The organism is Staphylococcus sp. LKG4-2 (assembly GCF_050955665.1).
In the GTDB taxonomy this organism is placed as follows: domain Bacteria; phylum Bacillota; class Bacilli; order Staphylococcales; family Staphylococcaceae; genus Staphylococcus; species Staphylococcus saprophyticus.
Genome location: NZ_CP194532.1, coordinates 1,595,691 through 1,611,775 on the forward strand (window position 1 = coordinate 1,595,691; position 16,085 = coordinate 1,611,775).

Sequence of the window (16,085 nt, forward strand, 5' to 3'; positions counted from 1 at the left end):
TGTTTTTTCTAACAACATATATGTTACCCTATTATATATAAAACTTATGAGCAGAACCAAAGTAAAAAAAGGTTCTGCTTTTTTAGTAATAAGTGCGCTATTGGTACTTTAATTTGTATATAATAAGTGCTATTATTGATTTGTAAGCGTTTCAACTATTTTGTGGAGGGTGTAATATGAGCAACGAAAGTCAGGTTTCCGAGGCACCTGTAAATTTCGGAGCAAATCTTGGATATGTTTTAGACTTATATGACATATATCTAGACGATCCTAGTGCAGTTCCAGAAGATTTACAAGTCCTATTTAGTACAATTAAAAACGGTGAAGCAAACATCGCAACAAACACAGAAGGTCAATCAAATGTGACTAAAGGAGATAGCACAATCAAACGTGTTATGCGCCTAATCGATAACATTCGTCAATATGGGCATTTATTGGCAGATATTTATCCTGTAAACCGACCTCAAAGAGAAAACGTACCGAAATTAAACATGGAAGACTTCAACTTAGATCAAGAAACATTAGAATCTATTTCAGCAGGTATTGTGTCTGAACATTTTAAAGACATATATGATAATGCTTATGAAGCGATTGTGCGTATGGAAAAACGCTACAAAGGTCCTATCGCCTTTGAATATACTCACATCAATAATAATCGTGAACGTGTATGGTTAAAACGCAGAATTGAAACTCCATACAAAGCAACATTGAATGACAATCAAAAAATTGAATTATTTAAAAATTTAGCTCATGTTGAAGGTTTTGAAAAGTATCTTCATAAAAACTTCGTAGGCGCAAAACGTTTTTCTATTGAAGGTGTAGATACTTTAGTACCAATGCTTCAACAGACATTAAGAATTGCGAGCGATGAAGGCATACAAAATATTCAAATAGGTATGGCACACCGTGGTAGATTAAATGTATTAACCCACGTATTAGAAAAGCCTTATGAAATGATGATTTCTGAATTTATGCACATAGATTCTATGAAATTCTTACCTGAAGACGGTAGCCTACAATTAACTTCAGGATGGACTGGAGACGTTAAATATCATCTTGGTGGTGTTAAAACTACGCAATCTTACGGTAGTGAACAACGCATTTCATTAGCAAATAACCCAAGTCATTTGGAAATCGTCGCACCAGTAGTATTAGGTAAGACTCGTGCAAATCAAGATACAACAGATAAACCAGGTGCAGTTACTACTGAATTTAAAAAATCAATGCCGATTTTAATACATGGTGATGCTGCCTACCCAGGTCAAGGTATTAACTTTGAAGCAATGAATTTAGGTAATCTAGAAGGTTATTCAACAGGTGGTTCACTTCACATCATTACTAATAACCGCATTGGTTTTACGACTGAACCTGAAGATGGCCGTTCAACAACATATTCTTCAGATGTTGCTAAAGGTTATGATGTGCCAATCATGCATGTCAATGCAGATAACGTTGAAGCTACAATCGAAGCAATAGAAATTGCAATGGCATTTAGAAAAGAATTTAACAAAGACGTCGTGATTGACTTAGTCGGCTATCGTCGTTACGGTCATAATGAAATGGACGAACCATCCATCACAAACCCACTACAATATCATGAAATACGTAAGCATGAGTCTGTTGATATCCTATACGGTAAACAACTCGTAAATGAAAACATTATCTCTGAAAATCAAATGAATCAAATTTTTGATGATGTTCAAAATACATTACGTGCAGCTCATGACAAAATCGATAAAAACGATAAAATGGATAATCCAGATATGCAAAAACCAGATAGTCTGGCAGAACCAATCCAAACTAAAGATGAAGAAGTAAGCTATGAACAACTCAAAGAAATCAACGATGCAATGCTATCGTACCCATCAGATTTCAATGTACTGAAAAAACTTAACAAAGTATTAGAAAAACGTAGAGAACCATTTGAAAGTGAAGACGGATTAGTTGATTGGGCTCAAGCAGAACAATTAGCATTTGCTACAATAACTCAAAATGGTAGACCTATACGCTTAACTGGCCAAGACAGTGAACGTGGTACATTTAGTCATCGTCATGCTGTATTACATGACCCTGACACAGGCGCACAATATGTTCCATTACACAATGTGCCTGACCAAAAAGCAACGTTTGAAGTGCGTAATTCACCATTGTCTGAAGCCGCAGTAGTGGGCTTTGAATATGGTTATAATATTCAAAATAAATCATGTATGACAATTTGGGAAGCCCAATATGGTGACTTTTCAAATATGGCTCAAATGATTTTTGATAATTTCTTATTTAGTTCTCGTGCCAAATGGGGCGAACGTTCTGGGCTAACACTATTCTTACCACATTCATTTGAAGGACAAGGTCCTGAACACTCATCAGCACGTTTAGAGAGATTTTTACAACTTGCCGGTGAAAATAATTCAACAATTGTTAATTTATCTAGCTCTAGTAACTATTTCCATTTATTACGTGCACAAGCTGCTAACTTAGGTACACAATCTATGAGACCTTTAGTTGTGATGTCGCCTAAGAGTTTATTACGTAATAAAACAGTTGCAGATCCTATCAGCAAATTCACTTCAGGTAAATTCGAACCTATTTTACCAGAAGCACATAATAAAGCATCTGTTAAAAAAGTTATTTTAGCTTCAGGAAAAATGTTTATTGATTTAAAAGAGTATCTGACAAAAAATCCAAATAAGTCAATTTTACTTGTAGCAGTAGAGAGATTGTATCCTTTCCCTGCAGATGAAATCGATGCATTGTTAAGCGAGTTACCTAATTTAGAACATGTAGCTTGGGTACAAGAAGAACCTAAAAATCAAGGGGCTTGGTCATTCGTATATCCTTATCTAAAAGAGTTAACAACAGACAAATACGATTTGAGTTATCATGGTCGTATACAACGTTCAGCGCCAGCTGAAGGTGACGGTGAAATTCACAAACTCGTACAAAATATGATAATAGAACAAAGTACAAACATTAACTAGGGGGAAGTTAAGCATGCCAGAGGTAAAAGTTCCAGAATTAGCAGAATCCATAACAGAAGGTACCATTGCAGAATGGTTAAAACAAGTCGGTGATAGCGTTGATAAAGGCGAAGCTATCGTTGAATTAGAAACGGACAAAGTTAACGTTGAAGTCGTTTCAGAAGAAGCTGGTGTACTTCAAGAATTATTAGCAAATGAAGGCGATACGGTTGAAGTAGGCCAAGCTATTGCAGTTGTAGGTGAAGGCAGTGGTAATAACACTTCAGAAGCACCTGCGAAACAAGAAGCACCTAAACAAGAAACTGAAACATCTACAGACGACAAATCAGCGCAACCAGCTGAAGCAACTAGCAATGATACAGATGATAAATCACAAGATAATAACCAACGCGTTAATGCAACACCATCTGCACGTAAATACGCACGCGAAAAAGGTATTGATTTATCTGAAATAGCTGCAGCTTCAAATGATGTAGTTAGAAAAGAACATGTTGATCAAAGCCAAACTCAAACAAGCACCCAACAACAAGCACAACCGGCTGCTAAAGAAGAAACGAAAAAACTAACACAACAAAATCCATCAAAACCTGTAATCAGAGAAAAAATGTCTCGTCGTAAGAAAACAGCAGCGAAAAAATTATTAGAAGTTTCTAATAACACAGCTATGTTAACTACATTTAATGAAATTGACATGACAAATGTTATGGATTTACGTAAACGTAAAAAAGAACAATTTATTAAAGATCACGACGGTACTAAACTTGGTTTCATGTCATTCTTCACAAAAGCTGCAGTTGCTGCATTGAAGAAATATCCTGAAGTCAATGCTGAAATTGATGGAGACGATATGATTACTAAACAATATTATGATATTGGAGTTGCCGTATCTACAGAAGATGGTTTACTTGTACCTTTCGTCAGAGATTGCGATAAGAAAAACTTTGCTGAAATCGAAGATGAAATTGGCAACTTAGCGAAGAAAGCACGCGACAAAAAACTTGGTTTAGACGACATGGTTAATGGATCATTCACGATTACCAACGGCGGTATCTTTGGTTCAATGATGTCTACACCAATTATCAATGGTAGCCAAGCTGCAATTCTAGGTATGCACTCAATTATTACGCGTCCAATTGCTATCGATGCAGATACAATTGAAAATCGCCCAATGATGTATATTGCATTAAGCTATGATCATAGAATTATCGATGGTAAAGAAGCAGTAGGATTCTTAAAAACAATCAAAGAATTAATTGAAAACCCAGAAGATTTACTATTAGAATCTTAATCCACAACACAAAATAGTTTACTAACCCTAATACAACGGCGTTTAACGTCGTTGTATTTTTTATGTATTTATGCATTTTTGAAATACACACGGAATCTTTCCTAAATTATGAGTCCTTTGATTTACTAGCTTGTATTTTGTGACAAAAAACAGGCATATTACAACAGTTATGAAATAAAATCAAACACTCAGCAAAAAATAAATCGCTTACATTATAAAATGATATAATATATTTGATATAAATAATTAAGTAGAGAAGATGGAATGATTTTGAAAAAATTATTATTCGCAACTTTGGCTACAAGCGATCCTTTAAGTGTTTCTATTGGTAGTCTCCTACGTGCTATGGCTAGTTCATCCCTAGACATAAGTAAAGGTGTTTATATAAATATAAAATCTGTAAAAATTGCCGCTGGTAATTACGTGTTTCAAGGTACTAATTGGGGTTATCAATAAAAAAGAAATGATTTTTAATCGTTTAATAAATTAAATAGCGGCATTATAAACAAGTCAATATGATAATCGTTAATCCTAATAGACTGTTTCTATATACTATAAAACAAAGGCATCGATTCCACATTTTAGTGGTGTCGATGCCTTTATTGTTAATAATGTATAACCATATTTATACGAATCGTTGTATCATGGTTATTAGCATAATTGTGAAACATATTCGCATTAAACTTTATTGATTCATTTTCTTTAATGATAAATTGCTCATCTGCTAATATAAGCGTCAATGTGCCATCAAATACGGTTATGTATTCCATAGTGCCAGATCCATGTGGTTCACCGCTCATAGTCCCTCCAGGCTCAATAAGCACCATATAGCTTTCGAATTTTTTCTCAATATCAAATTTAAAATACGGATAAATTTGATATTTATTATCTTCTGATGCTAAAGGTTGAATATCATTCAAAGTGATCTTTCTAATGATTTCATCATTTTCTTGAGTAAGCTCAGTAAATGAAACTTTTAGACCATTAGCTATTTTCCAAAGTGTCGTAATAGATGGTATAGATTCTTTACGTTCAATTTGTCCTAGCATCGTTTTACTTACTTCAGTAAGATACGATAAATGTTCCAGTGAATATCCATTTTGTTTTCTATAGAGTTTTAAATTTTCAGCAATAATATCATTAATTTCTTTCATTCTTTAAACACCTCTATTTACAATATAACGCACATAAAGTATACTTTAAAGTACAAACGTTATAACGCATTTAAAAACTTTATAACGTTTTTCACGATAGGGGGGGAGTGCGTTGTTACTACTCAACATGCTGGTTTATGCTGTTGTAGCAAGCTTTACACCAGGTCCAAACAATATTATGGCCTTGTTTTTCTCGCAAAATTTAACCTTTAAAAAAGCATTTCGTTTTTCATTAGGTGTTGGATTGAGTTTTTTAGCTTTACTATGTTTATCCAACATTTTTAATGAATCACTCAATACAGTTTTTCCTAAAATTGAAATATACATGAAAATTTTTGCTTTTATTTATCTTTTATATTTAGCTTATAAAGTATTAATAAGTTCAATCGGTGGCCCAAAAAAATCCTTTGATGAAAAATATAGTAATATAAAATATGCAATGATACTTCAATTTATTAATCCAAAAGGTGTAATTTATGCATTAACAGTTATCTCAACTTTTGTGACACTTAATTATTCCAATTGGATAGTGCAATTGAATTTAGTAATTTTATTGGCTTTTATTGGCTTTCTAGGTACTTTGAGTTGGGCTGCTATAGGTACGCTCTTAAAAGAATGGATTACCAAACATGAATTACTATTTAATATTATTATGTCATGCCTGTTAATTTATGTAGCTTTTAGCATTGTTCTACATTAATTTACGGAAGCTGAGTAGTGTAATGCATTTACTTTCATCACATCTCCTTAAATTGTTGGTCTTTTATCATCATAGCTACTGCTTAATTTTGTTCAATAATCACCACAATAAATACCAATCTAATTACAGGCGACTGATAACCTCATATGCTTTTATGCATCATGACGTTAAATGTTGCTGATAATATTTTCTTGGACTACAACCATAAGATGTTTTAAATCTTCTGTAGAAATTAGAATAATCACTGAAACCACACTGTATTGCAACTTGTTGTGGACTATAACCATTTTTTAACATACGTTGTGCATTTTGAAGTCGTTTATTTAATAAATAGCGATAAGGTGGGTAGCCAACTAAACGCGTAAAATGTTGGGGTATTTTATAACGACTAACTAAAAATTTCTTTTCAATATCTTCTAACGAAATCTGATCTGCATAGTGTAATTCTATATAGTCTAATACTTGTCGAACAAGTTGTGCTTCTGGATCATCATTATGCGTTGATGATTCGTTCTCTATGAAAATTCTATTTAATAGTATAAAAAATTGCGTTAATATTGCTTCTTCTGCCAGTGATTTTCCAAATTTTTGATTATCTTGTTCATTAATTAATCCCTGTAATAAATAATATAACTCTCTTTTTTGTGACTCATTTAATTGTAGTAAATTTTTAAATTGAGATGATTGTGTATCAAAACATTGAGTTAAATCCACAGATTCATTAGACAGTCTTTCTAATAATTGGGAATCAAAACGCAAACCAATACGTTCCGCATGCCCATCCATTTGTTCGTTTAATTGATGAAATTCATAAGGTGTAATGATAAGCATTGAGCCAACGTCTAATTTGTATTTTCTACCTTCAATTGTGTAAAGCAAGTTCCCAGATAATAAAAAAAAATATTTCATAATGATCATGATAATGCAGTTCATTCCCAAAATGGCCATCGCTGATTTTATGTCATGCTGCATATTCACCTTCGTATGGCAATGAGATTGAATCAAATTGAAATTTTATTGCCTTATCTCCAATCATTTAAGTCCTCCTCTCAAAAAACAATCTTTTTTCACGTTTTTACAATGTTGCTAATTTTCACATAATTTATAATAACATTATAACACTTAAAGGTATTTAATTATGAAAGGATGAACTAAATTGACTAAACCTCAAATTGGTGTACAAATGATGATGCTTAAGCAAAAGGTTGAAGAAGAAGGCATTTATACAGTCTTATAAAAATTAAGTGAGCTTGGCTACAATGCAGTTGAAGTATCACAAATTGAAATGACAGCGCATAATATTTCTGAAATGCAACGCGCAATTAAAGATTATGACATCAATATTGCTTCCATGTCTTGTGGAGTCGAAGATATATCAGAAGATCAAAAATATCCGGGTGACACTTTGCAGAATGATTTCGATAAAATTGTTGCTGCCTGTAAAGCTGTGGATTGTACAATATTAAGAATTGGCATGTTACCCATGAACTATATGGGATCAAAAGAAAGTACTTTAAATTTTGCTAAAATCTGTGATGAATATGCAACACGTTTAAAAGAAGAAGGCATTGATTTATATTATCATGCACATAATATAGAATTTGTACGTTACGATGGACAATTTATGCTTGATTTAATGCGTGATCATACACAATACTTAGGTTTTGAATTAGATGTGCATTGGATTTGGCGTGCAGGTCTAAACCCAATTGAAGTTATACCAAATTACGCAAATAGAATTCGTGCAATTCATTTAAAAGACTATCGCGTTGGTGAAATTGATATGGCTCAATATCCAGGTGAGGGTCAAGAAAAACTTTATTATATGCTACATATGATTACACAGTTTGCTGAGCTTGGCGAAGGTACTTTACCTTTGAAAGAAATTATCGAAGTAGGTCGTGAAAGTGGCAGTGAGTATTTCTTCGTTGAACAAGACGAGTTATATGGTGCTGATCCATACGATTGCCTAATTACCAGTCGAGATCATTTATTAGAATTGGGATATAAAAACTGGTTCTAATCAGGGCTATATATTAATAAAAATAGAATCAATTTATACATTATTTTGAAAGCGATTACAAGCTTTTGATTAAAGGGGGATTCATTCTTATGTTAAAAAATATCGCAATATCCGGATTTTCTGATGAAATATCGTCTGACTTCGAAACACAATTACAAAAAGTTAATGAATTAGGCATGAACTATATTTCATTACGTGGTATTGATGGCGAAAATATCGGTAAATTTACAGTTGATAAAATTCGAACAACGGTTTTACCCAAATTAAAAAATGGAATATTGGTGTATCATCTATAGGTTCGCCTATAGGTAAAATTTATATTCAAGATGATACAGCTTTTCAAGAACAACTATCCATATTAAAAACAATGTGTGAAATTGCAAATGAACTTGAATGTAAATATATACCAATTTTCAGCTTTTATATTCCAAAAGAGGACAATTTTGATGATTACGAATCAGATGTCATTTCTAAATTAAAACAATTTGCAACAATAGCTGAACAGTACAACATTATTTTATTGCACGAAAATGAAAAAGACATCTTTGGTGATATTGCACGTCGTTGTAAAGTCATCCTTGGTAAAGTAGGTTCAGCTCATTTTAAAGCTATTTTTGATTTTGCTAATTTTGTACAATGTGGCGAAGATACACAAGCATGTTATGATTTCTTATCAAATCATATCGAGTACATACACATAAAAGACGCTGTTTATGAAGATAGTATCAATGTGGTATGTGGTACTGGTGATGGTCAAATAGCATCTATTCTAAAACAAGCCATCGACGGTGGTTATCAAGGATTCTTAACTTTAGAACCGCATCTTGTCGTTTTTGATGCGATTTAAGATTTAGCATTAGAACATTCTACAGAGACTATTCAAAATACTGCAGCAAAAGATGGTGCGGAAGGTTATCAAATGCAATACGAAGCACTTTTAGATATTTTAAAAAATATTGAATATAAGGAGAATGCATAATGAATAAAGTTCGTTTAGGTATTATAGGATTAGGTGCACAAGGTGGAACATATGCAGGTTTTATCAATGATAATAAAATAGCCAATTTAGAACTCGGCGCAATATGTGATATTGATCCAGAGAAAAGAACAGTCGCTGCAGAAAAATATCCCAACGTACCTTTCTACGACAATTATATTGATATGTTAGAAAGTGGGGATGTGGATGCAATTGTAACAACAGTGCCTCATTACTTGCATACAGAAATTGGAAAAGAGGCATTATCTCGAGATATTCATGCATTACTAGAAAAACCTGGTGATATCTATGCAGAAAAAGTAAAAGAAATAAGTGATTTAGCCGCTTCAAAGCCAAATTTAACATTTGGAATCTTTTTCAACCAAAGAACAAATCCACTTTATCAAAAAGTAAAATCTTTAATTGATAACGGGGAAATTGGTGAAATTCGTCGTACCAATTGGATTATTACGACATGGTGGCGTCCACAAGCTTATTATGACCAAAGTTCATGGAGAGCAACATGGTCAAGTGAAGGTGGCGGTGTACTAGTAAACCAAGCACCGCACCAGATTTATTTATTACAATGGCTATGTGGTTTACCTAAAAAAGTTTACGCTAATGTAAAATACGGCTATCAAAGAGATTTAAATGTAGATGATGATGTAACAACCGTATTAGATTACGGTAATGGGGCAACGGGTGTATTCATCACATGTACGCATGACATTATCGGTACTGACCGTTTAGAAATCACTGGTGATAAAGGTAAAATTTTAGTAGAAGATAGCAAAAAAATCACATTGAAGAGCTTGAATCAATCAGAAACACAAATGAACCAAGACATGACTTGGGAAGAAGTGGCAGAGCTTTTCAAAGGCAATGGTATGGGCGATATTTATAAAGAAGAAACATTTGAATTTGAAAGTGTGTGGGGCCAACAGCATATAAGTGTTTTAGAAAACTTTACAGCAAACATCTTAGACGGGACACCTTTAATCGCACCAGGTAGTGATGGTATCAATGTGTAAACTTTGTAAACGCCATGTACTTGTCTAGATGGTTAGGCAAGGAAGTTTCACTACCAGTGGATCCAAATGAGTTTGAAAATGCATTACAAGAAAAAATCAATTCAGAGAAATAATTTGTCATAACTTATAATCAATGGAGATGGTCAGATGCTTAAAGTAGCTGTTGTTGGTCTTGGAGATATTTCTCATGTCCATATCCACGCGATACAAAATAGTACTAAAGCACAATTAGTCGCTGTTTGTGATGAAAATGAAAAATTGAGTCAACAAGTACCACATGTAAATTATTATAATGATTTACAAACCATGATAGATTCTGAAACGTTGGACTGTGTTCATATTTGTTTACCACATTATTTGCATGTTTCGGCTACAACAACATGCGTAGAAAATGGAATTAATGTGCTACAGGAGAAACCATTAGCGGTAAATGCTAAAGAAGGACTCGAGCTCGTAAAACTTCAACGAAAGTATCCGAATATTAAAATTGGTATATGTTTCCAAAATAGATATAATGCTACTTTCCAAGCATTACAAGAAATTGTTGAAAGTAAAACGTATGGAGAGGTGATTGGTGTAAAGGGATTAGTTACGTGGTTTAGACCTGAATCATACTACACAGACAAACCATGGCGTGGTCAAATGGCTACTGCAGGTGGTGGTGTGCTTATTAACCAATCCATTCATACATTAGATTTAATGCAACTTTTATGTGGAAAAATTGCATCAATCAAAGGCACTGTTTCTCAGTTACTGGACTACGATATTGAAGTGGAAGATACTGCCTCTGCATATATCAAGCTTGAAAACAAAGCAAATGGTATGTTCTTTGCTACAAATGCGAATTTCGGAAATTCAAGTGTTGAATTACAGATTATCTTTGAAAATGAAAAATTTACAATCAAAGATAATATACTTACTCGTTTTAATGAAGCGGGCGAAAAGATAAAAATTGGTGAAGATGAAAAAATGACCGGTAACAAAACGTATTACGAGCCAAGTCACGGAAAATTAATTAATGCCTTTTATGACTGCATCAATAATGATAGTAATAACTACGTTCATCCAAAGGATGCATTAACTTCTATCGCTATGATTGATGCCATACAGAAATCATCAGAATCACTTAAAACAGTACAATTCGACAGTATTTAATACCTCAAAATTTTCTATGGTAGTATCGTCCTTACGTGACGATGCTACCATTTTTTATTCATCGATGTTGGTTTAATATATTTAAAACGTTGCAATTAAATGTACACACTTTAATTGATATTTGAACAGCACTTCCATTACACTTGATATAATCTTATCGAAATGAGGCTATTTACATGAATAACAACTCCAAAATCATATTAGATTTAGCTGTTACTTTAGATGGTTTTATTGAAGGACCAAATGGAGAAATTGATTGGTGTATCATGGAGCCTGAGATGAATTTCACTGCATTTTTAAATCAAATTGACGCTATCATTTATGGTCGTAAAAGCTATGACTTATGGGGATTGTATACGCCTGATGATGAACAAGAAAACGATGACCAATTGATGTGGCAATTAATTCATAGCAAAAATAAATATGTATTTACCAACCAAACACGTTCCAACCATGACCAAACACAATTTATTAAACCTAAGGACATGTATACAACAGTGAATGACATCAAATCACAACAACAAAAAGATATATGGTTGTATGGTGGTTCGGAGCTCATTACGTCATTTATTAAACACGACCTCATAGATGAATATCGGCTATCCATCCATCCCGTTGTACTAGGGACAGGTAAACCACTATTTGAAAATATCCATAAACAACTTAATCTATCCCACGTACAAACAAACACATTTAAAAGTGGTGTTGTTCAATTGATATATAGTAAAGATTAATATAAAAAGGAATGATAAGTTTGAATGTAGCAGTCAATGCGAAAAATGTTTCCTTAAAGCTTAATAATAAATATATTGTTTCTAATATTTCTTTTGAAATACCAAAAGGTTCCATTACGTTAATCAAGGGCGACAATGGTATAGGAAAAAGTGTTACATTAAAATTAATAGCACAATTAATACGACCAACAAAAGGTAAGATTCAGACTAACGGTCGTATTGCCTATGCGCCTGATAAATTTCCAAATAATTTAAAAATAAAAGTCCATACATTTTTAGAAACGATACAAAACTTAAATAATAACTATGACCATAATTGGAAATATTATAGTAAATCATTTAATTTATCTTCATTTGAAAAAGATAAATTAAACCAAATTTCAAAAGGGACATTGCAAAAAATAAATATCATACAAGCATTGTTATCAAATGGAGAAATACTTATTTTTGATGAACCATTTAATGGCTTGGATAAAAAAACAGAGAGTAACTTTATTTCTTTATTAAAAAAACTGTCAAAAACAAAAACAATTATTTTGACTTCTCATGAAAGCAATATCGTTCAATCATTTGCAACACATGAATTAAATTTGCATAACGGCAAATTTAAGACAATAAATACAAACCCTAAATTTAAAGCTATTACATTTTTGACTTCTAAAAATGCATCTATCAGTTTTCCTCAAGTATTAGCTCAGAAAATACATAATCAAATTAATATTAATAATAATTCAATAAAAATATACATAGATAGAAATGATACAAATATTATTTTGAATAACTTAATCAAGCATAATTATAAAATACTAGAAGTGAAGGACGAGTAGTATGTTACTAACATTTTTAAAATATGAAAATATTAAATTTATTAAATCATTTCAATTCATTGCACCTATATTTTTATATTTAATCTGGGTCGTTGGTATTTATATATACACGGACATTCCTATTTTATCTAGTTATGGATCGACTTCAGTAGGCCTATATATCATTTCAACTTGGCTGACTATAACTAATTTCAAAACTGATTCTATTAATGAACGGTATGTATTTTATATTCAATTATCTTCAAAACTCAAGTATTTAATTTTTAAAATGACTTACATATTTCTTATAGTATTTACGCTAAACATCATATCTCTATTTTATCCAATATTACTTGGTAATTTTGATAAATCAATGACACTCAATTTATTTTTCATAGGATTAATCATCCACATACTTATGGGAGGTTTTGGTATTTTGTTAGGTACTTACATAACAAATACAAATATTATTTTTAAACCTTACTGGTGGCTGATTACTGTATTTTTCATTATTGTGTCATTAATCAAAATAATAATAGTTAATAACCTTCCTTTTACAAAATGGATATTATGGATACTACCACCGATCAATAATTTATTATCTTATTTAACAGAGGATTCAATACAAATATATGACCTTAACTTTCTTGTACTAGTGTTAATTTCATTTGCTTACCAATTTATTGCTTTTTGCCCCTTAATATATTTATATAAAAAGAAATACTAGAATGAAAATAGCCCATCGCTCACTTAAACAAGTAATCGATGGGCTATTTTCATGCTTAATCATTTTCATAAAGTTAAACCTTAATTTAACAATATGAAATTAAAGTATTTACGCTATATAAACAAATAATTCTATAATGGCAATAATTAAAAAGATCAAGAATACTATGCCATATATATTATTCTTCTTAACACTTTTAGCATTGGCATTTTTTTGTTTCGCTTTACTATTTAAATTAGAAAAGAAAGTGATGCCAGAATAAACAGCAATAAGTACCGTTATTGCAAAAACAATCCATACACTAGTCATATTTCTACCTCCTATATATCATATTCCATCTATTTTTTAATCTTTCATTAAAAATTTTAAATACGTTATATATCTATATTAATACATATTTTAAAAACGTCCAATGTATAATCTTAAAAATTCATAAAACGTTCTTTACTAACAAACATCATCATATTAATCACATTAAAAATACGTTATAATAAATTGAAAAGTGATAAATAAAGGGGTTAATATAATGAATGGTCTAAGAAGTGTAACAACCGGGACAGATAATTTAGAAAAAACTAAAACTTTATTTAAAGACATACTTGGATTAAATGTTGCTGATAAAGGCAATGCTTTACGTTTTGGAGACGCTGAACTCAATTCTGGGACACGTATTCATTTTGTAGAAATTCCAAAATATCAAAATGATGATAATCATATTGAAAATATTGGTTTGAGAATTCCAAGTGATGAAGGTCTAGATGAGTATAAAACTATATTAGATCAGCATCATATTGAGCATAGTGAAGTAACAGATTTGAATGGACATAAGTATTTTGAATTTCAAGATCAAAATAATCAGTCTTTTAATATTTATTCAAATGAACATAATATAGGTGCGCCTTTAGGTATGCCTACATTTGATAGCACTGTCAACCCACTACATCAAATTCAAGGGTTAGGTCCTGTTTTACTTAAGGTCAATGAATTATTATTAACTCAATCTATTTTAGATAAAGTATTCGGTTTAACACACTTTGCTGAATATGCACCACATCCAGATGCGGATTATAAAGTACAAGTATTTCGTATAGGAAAAGGTGGTTTAGGTGGAGAATTGCATTTATATGCTTCCTCCGAAGAGATTAAAATGCCTGAACATGGTATCCTTGAACAAATTGAATTCGCTACAGAGTCTAAGGCACAGTTCCAGAATGCATTACAACAACTAGAATCTATAGGCATTCCTTATCAATCATTAGATCAAGATGGCGAAAAATCTCTTAGAATTAGTGAAAAAAGTGGTATCACTTTCATATTAACATTAGAAATCAAAGAATAAGCGAGGTATATATTATGTTACATGAAACATGGAAAAATAATACACCTATAAAGAAAGTAGAAGTCGTACATACAGATGCACAAAAATTTACTGTTTCTGATATGTTAACAATTGATAAGCAGTATGATGTTATCAATGAAACTGAAGAATATTATCAAATTGTAGATAACTCTGGACTTGTCGGTGGTTATTATAAAGATTATTTTAAAGAAGTTTAAACTGAGCACTGTATGCAGAACACTGTTTGCGTATTTATAATATTTTTCTAATAAGACTGGGGCAAACGAACGATTAACGATTCATGCCCCAGTCTATTTTTAGTGATTGAAAAACTAATTATTTTATCCATTTTAAAAGGAGATTATAAAGTGATGGCAAATACCAATTATATTAATAGAGATGAAACTGTATTCAATGATGCGCAATCATTAATGCAACTTAATAAAAATATATTACTAAAAGGACCGACTGGATCAGGAAAAACAAAATTAGCTGAAACATTAAGTGAGACAATGAATAGACCTATGCACCAAATTAATTGTTCCGTTGATTTAGATGCAGAAAGTCTTCTCGGGTTTAAAACAATACAAACAAACGAAAATGGGTCACAAGAAATAGTATTTATTGATGGGCCCGTCATAAAAGCTATGAAGGAAGGTCATATTCTTTATATAGATGAAATTAATATGGCCAAACCCGAAACGTTACCTATATTAAATGGTGTATTAGATTATCGTAGAAAATTAACTAATCCATTTACAGGTGAAGTCGTTAATGCAGCACCTGGATTTAATGTAATCGCAGCTATCAACGTAGGTTATATTGGTACATTACCAATGAATGAAGCATTAAAAAACCGTTTCGTTGTTATTCAAGTAGATTATATTGATGGAGATATTTTGAGTGATGTAATCAAACAACAAAGCCAACTCAGTGATGACATAATGATTCAAAAAATCATTAAATTCAATGAAGATTTGCGTACAATGACAAAACAAGGTCAAATTTCTGAAGAAGCGGCAAGTATAAGAGCATTAATAGATCTAAGTGATTTAGCTACGATTATGCCTATCGAACGTGCAATACAACGTACAATTATAGACAAACTAGAAGATGAACGTGAGCAACAAGCTATTTTAAATGCAGTAGAATTAAATTTTTAGTGAGGGATAAT

The 16,085-nt window shown here is 31.8% G+C and carries 16 protein-coding genes and 1 pseudogene; 14 read left to right on the forward strand and 3 right to left on the reverse strand.

The genetic code is table 11. From position 1 onward, the window contains the following. Positions 1-176 precede the first annotated feature (176 nt). The 3 genes from ACM6UH_RS07935 (at position 177) to ACM6UH_RS07945 (ending at position 4,722) form a co-directional block, all read left to right on the forward strand. Complete coding sequence (locus tag ACM6UH_RS07935; RefSeq protein ID WP_048787362.1) at positions 177-2,978, forward strand: 2-oxoglutarate dehydrogenase E1 component; 2,802 nt, start codon at positions 177-179, stop codon at positions 2,976-2,978. 13 nt (positions 2,979-2,991) lie between these two features. Next, positions 2,992-4,266: a dihydrolipoyllysine-residue succinyltransferase gene (gene sucB / locus ACM6UH_RS07940; RefSeq protein WP_011303107.1), complete on the forward strand. Its 1,275-nt coding sequence runs from the start codon at positions 2,992-2,994 to the stop codon at positions 4,264-4,266. Between the two features lie 264 nt (positions 4,267-4,530). Further along, the gene (locus ACM6UH_RS07945; RefSeq protein ID WP_047503783.1) at positions 4,531-4,722 is read left to right on the forward strand and encodes a hypothetical protein; all 192 of its coding nucleotides are present in this window, start codon (positions 4,531-4,533) and stop codon (positions 4,720-4,722) included. Between the two features lie 149 nt (positions 4,723-4,871). On the opposite strand, the gene ACM6UH_RS07950 is transcribed toward ACM6UH_RS07945, so the two are convergent. Beyond that, positions 4,872-5,420, reverse strand: a complete 549-nt coding sequence (locus tag ACM6UH_RS07950) for a helix-turn-helix domain-containing protein (RefSeq protein WP_011303108.1) — start codon at positions 5,418-5,420, stop codon at positions 4,872-4,874. A gap of 112 nt (positions 5,421-5,532) precedes the next feature. Here ACM6UH_RS07950 and ACM6UH_RS07955 point away from each other — a divergent pair, with 112 nt between their 5' ends. Further along, a complete protein-coding gene (locus ACM6UH_RS07955) occupies positions 5,533-6,120 on the forward strand; it encodes a LysE family translocator (RefSeq protein WP_225791754.1) in 588 nt (195 codons plus the stop codon). 159 nt (positions 6,121-6,279) lie between these two features. Here the strand turns inward: ACM6UH_RS07955 and ACM6UH_RS07960 are convergent, their stop codons facing one another. Next, positions 6,280-7,092, reverse strand: coding sequence for an AraC family transcriptional regulator (locus ACM6UH_RS07960; protein ID WP_225791755.1), 813 nt, complete (start codon positions 7,090-7,092; stop codon positions 6,280-6,282). A gap of 280 nt (positions 7,093-7,372) precedes the next feature. Here ACM6UH_RS07960 and ACM6UH_RS07965 point away from each other — a divergent pair. The 7 genes and pseudogenes from ACM6UH_RS07965 to ACM6UH_RS07995 form a co-directional block, all read left to right on the forward strand. Further along, a pseudogene (locus tag ACM6UH_RS07965) lies at positions 7,373-8,143 on the forward strand (sugar phosphate isomerase/epimerase family protein); the annotation flags it as partial. Between the two features lie 89 nt (positions 8,144-8,232). Next, positions 8,233-8,439: a hypothetical protein gene (locus ACM6UH_RS07970; RefSeq protein WP_225791756.1), complete on the forward strand. Its 207-nt coding sequence runs from the start codon at positions 8,233-8,235 to the stop codon at positions 8,437-8,439. Positions 8,440-8,462: 23 nt separating this feature from the next. Next, positions 8,463-8,990 carry a sugar phosphate isomerase/epimerase family protein gene (locus ACM6UH_RS07975; RefSeq protein ID WP_231097712.1) on the forward strand — a complete coding sequence of 176 codons (528 nt, stop codon included), beginning with the start codon at positions 8,463-8,465 and terminating at the stop codon, positions 8,988-8,990. A 131-nt stretch (positions 8,991-9,121) separates the two neighbouring features. Beyond that, entirely contained in the window at positions 9,122-10,150 is a 1,029-nt protein-coding gene (locus tag ACM6UH_RS07980) for a Gfo/Idh/MocA family protein (protein WP_225791757.1), read from the forward strand. A gap of 147 nt (positions 10,151-10,297) precedes the next feature. After that, positions 10,298-11,305: a Gfo/Idh/MocA family protein gene (locus tag ACM6UH_RS07985; RefSeq protein WP_048787361.1), complete on the forward strand. Its 1,008-nt coding sequence runs from the start codon at positions 10,298-10,300 to the stop codon at positions 11,303-11,305. A 176-nt stretch (positions 11,306-11,481) separates the two neighbouring features. Further along, on the forward strand, positions 11,482-12,039 hold the full coding sequence (locus ACM6UH_RS07990; protein ID WP_047503777.1) for a dihydrofolate reductase family protein: 558 nt from the start codon (positions 11,482-11,484) through the stop codon (positions 12,037-12,039). 11 nt (positions 12,040-12,050) lie between these two features. Beyond that, complete coding sequence (locus ACM6UH_RS07995) at positions 12,051-12,866, forward strand: ATP-binding cassette domain-containing protein (protein WP_048787360.1); 816 nt, start codon at positions 12,051-12,053, stop codon at positions 12,864-12,866. Positions 12,867-13,680: 814 nt separating this feature from the next. Here the strand turns inward: ACM6UH_RS07995 and ACM6UH_RS08000 are convergent. After that, positions 13,681-13,881, reverse strand: a complete 201-nt coding sequence (locus ACM6UH_RS08000) for a hypothetical protein (protein ID WP_047503774.1) — start codon at positions 13,879-13,881, stop codon at positions 13,681-13,683. Between the two features lie 217 nt (positions 13,882-14,098). Here ACM6UH_RS08000 and ACM6UH_RS08005 point away from each other — a divergent pair, with 217 nt between their 5' ends. The 3 genes from ACM6UH_RS08005 (at position 14,099) to ACM6UH_RS08015 (ending at position 16,074) form a co-directional block, all read left to right on the forward strand. Beyond that, positions 14,099-14,911 (forward strand): lactoylglutathione lyase, encoded by an 813-nt coding sequence (locus ACM6UH_RS08005; RefSeq protein WP_048787359.1) that lies wholly within the window; start codon positions 14,099-14,101, stop codon positions 14,909-14,911. 14 nt (positions 14,912-14,925) lie between these two features. Then, positions 14,926-15,129 (forward strand): DUF6501 family protein, encoded by a 204-nt coding sequence (locus ACM6UH_RS08010; RefSeq protein ID WP_047503768.1) that lies wholly within the window; start codon positions 14,926-14,928, stop codon positions 15,127-15,129. A 153-nt stretch (positions 15,130-15,282) separates the two neighbouring features. Then, entirely contained in the window at positions 15,283-16,074 is a 792-nt protein-coding gene (locus ACM6UH_RS08015; protein WP_002483311.1) for an ATP-binding protein, read from the forward strand. The last annotated feature ends 11 nt before the right edge of the window (positions 16,075-16,085 follow it).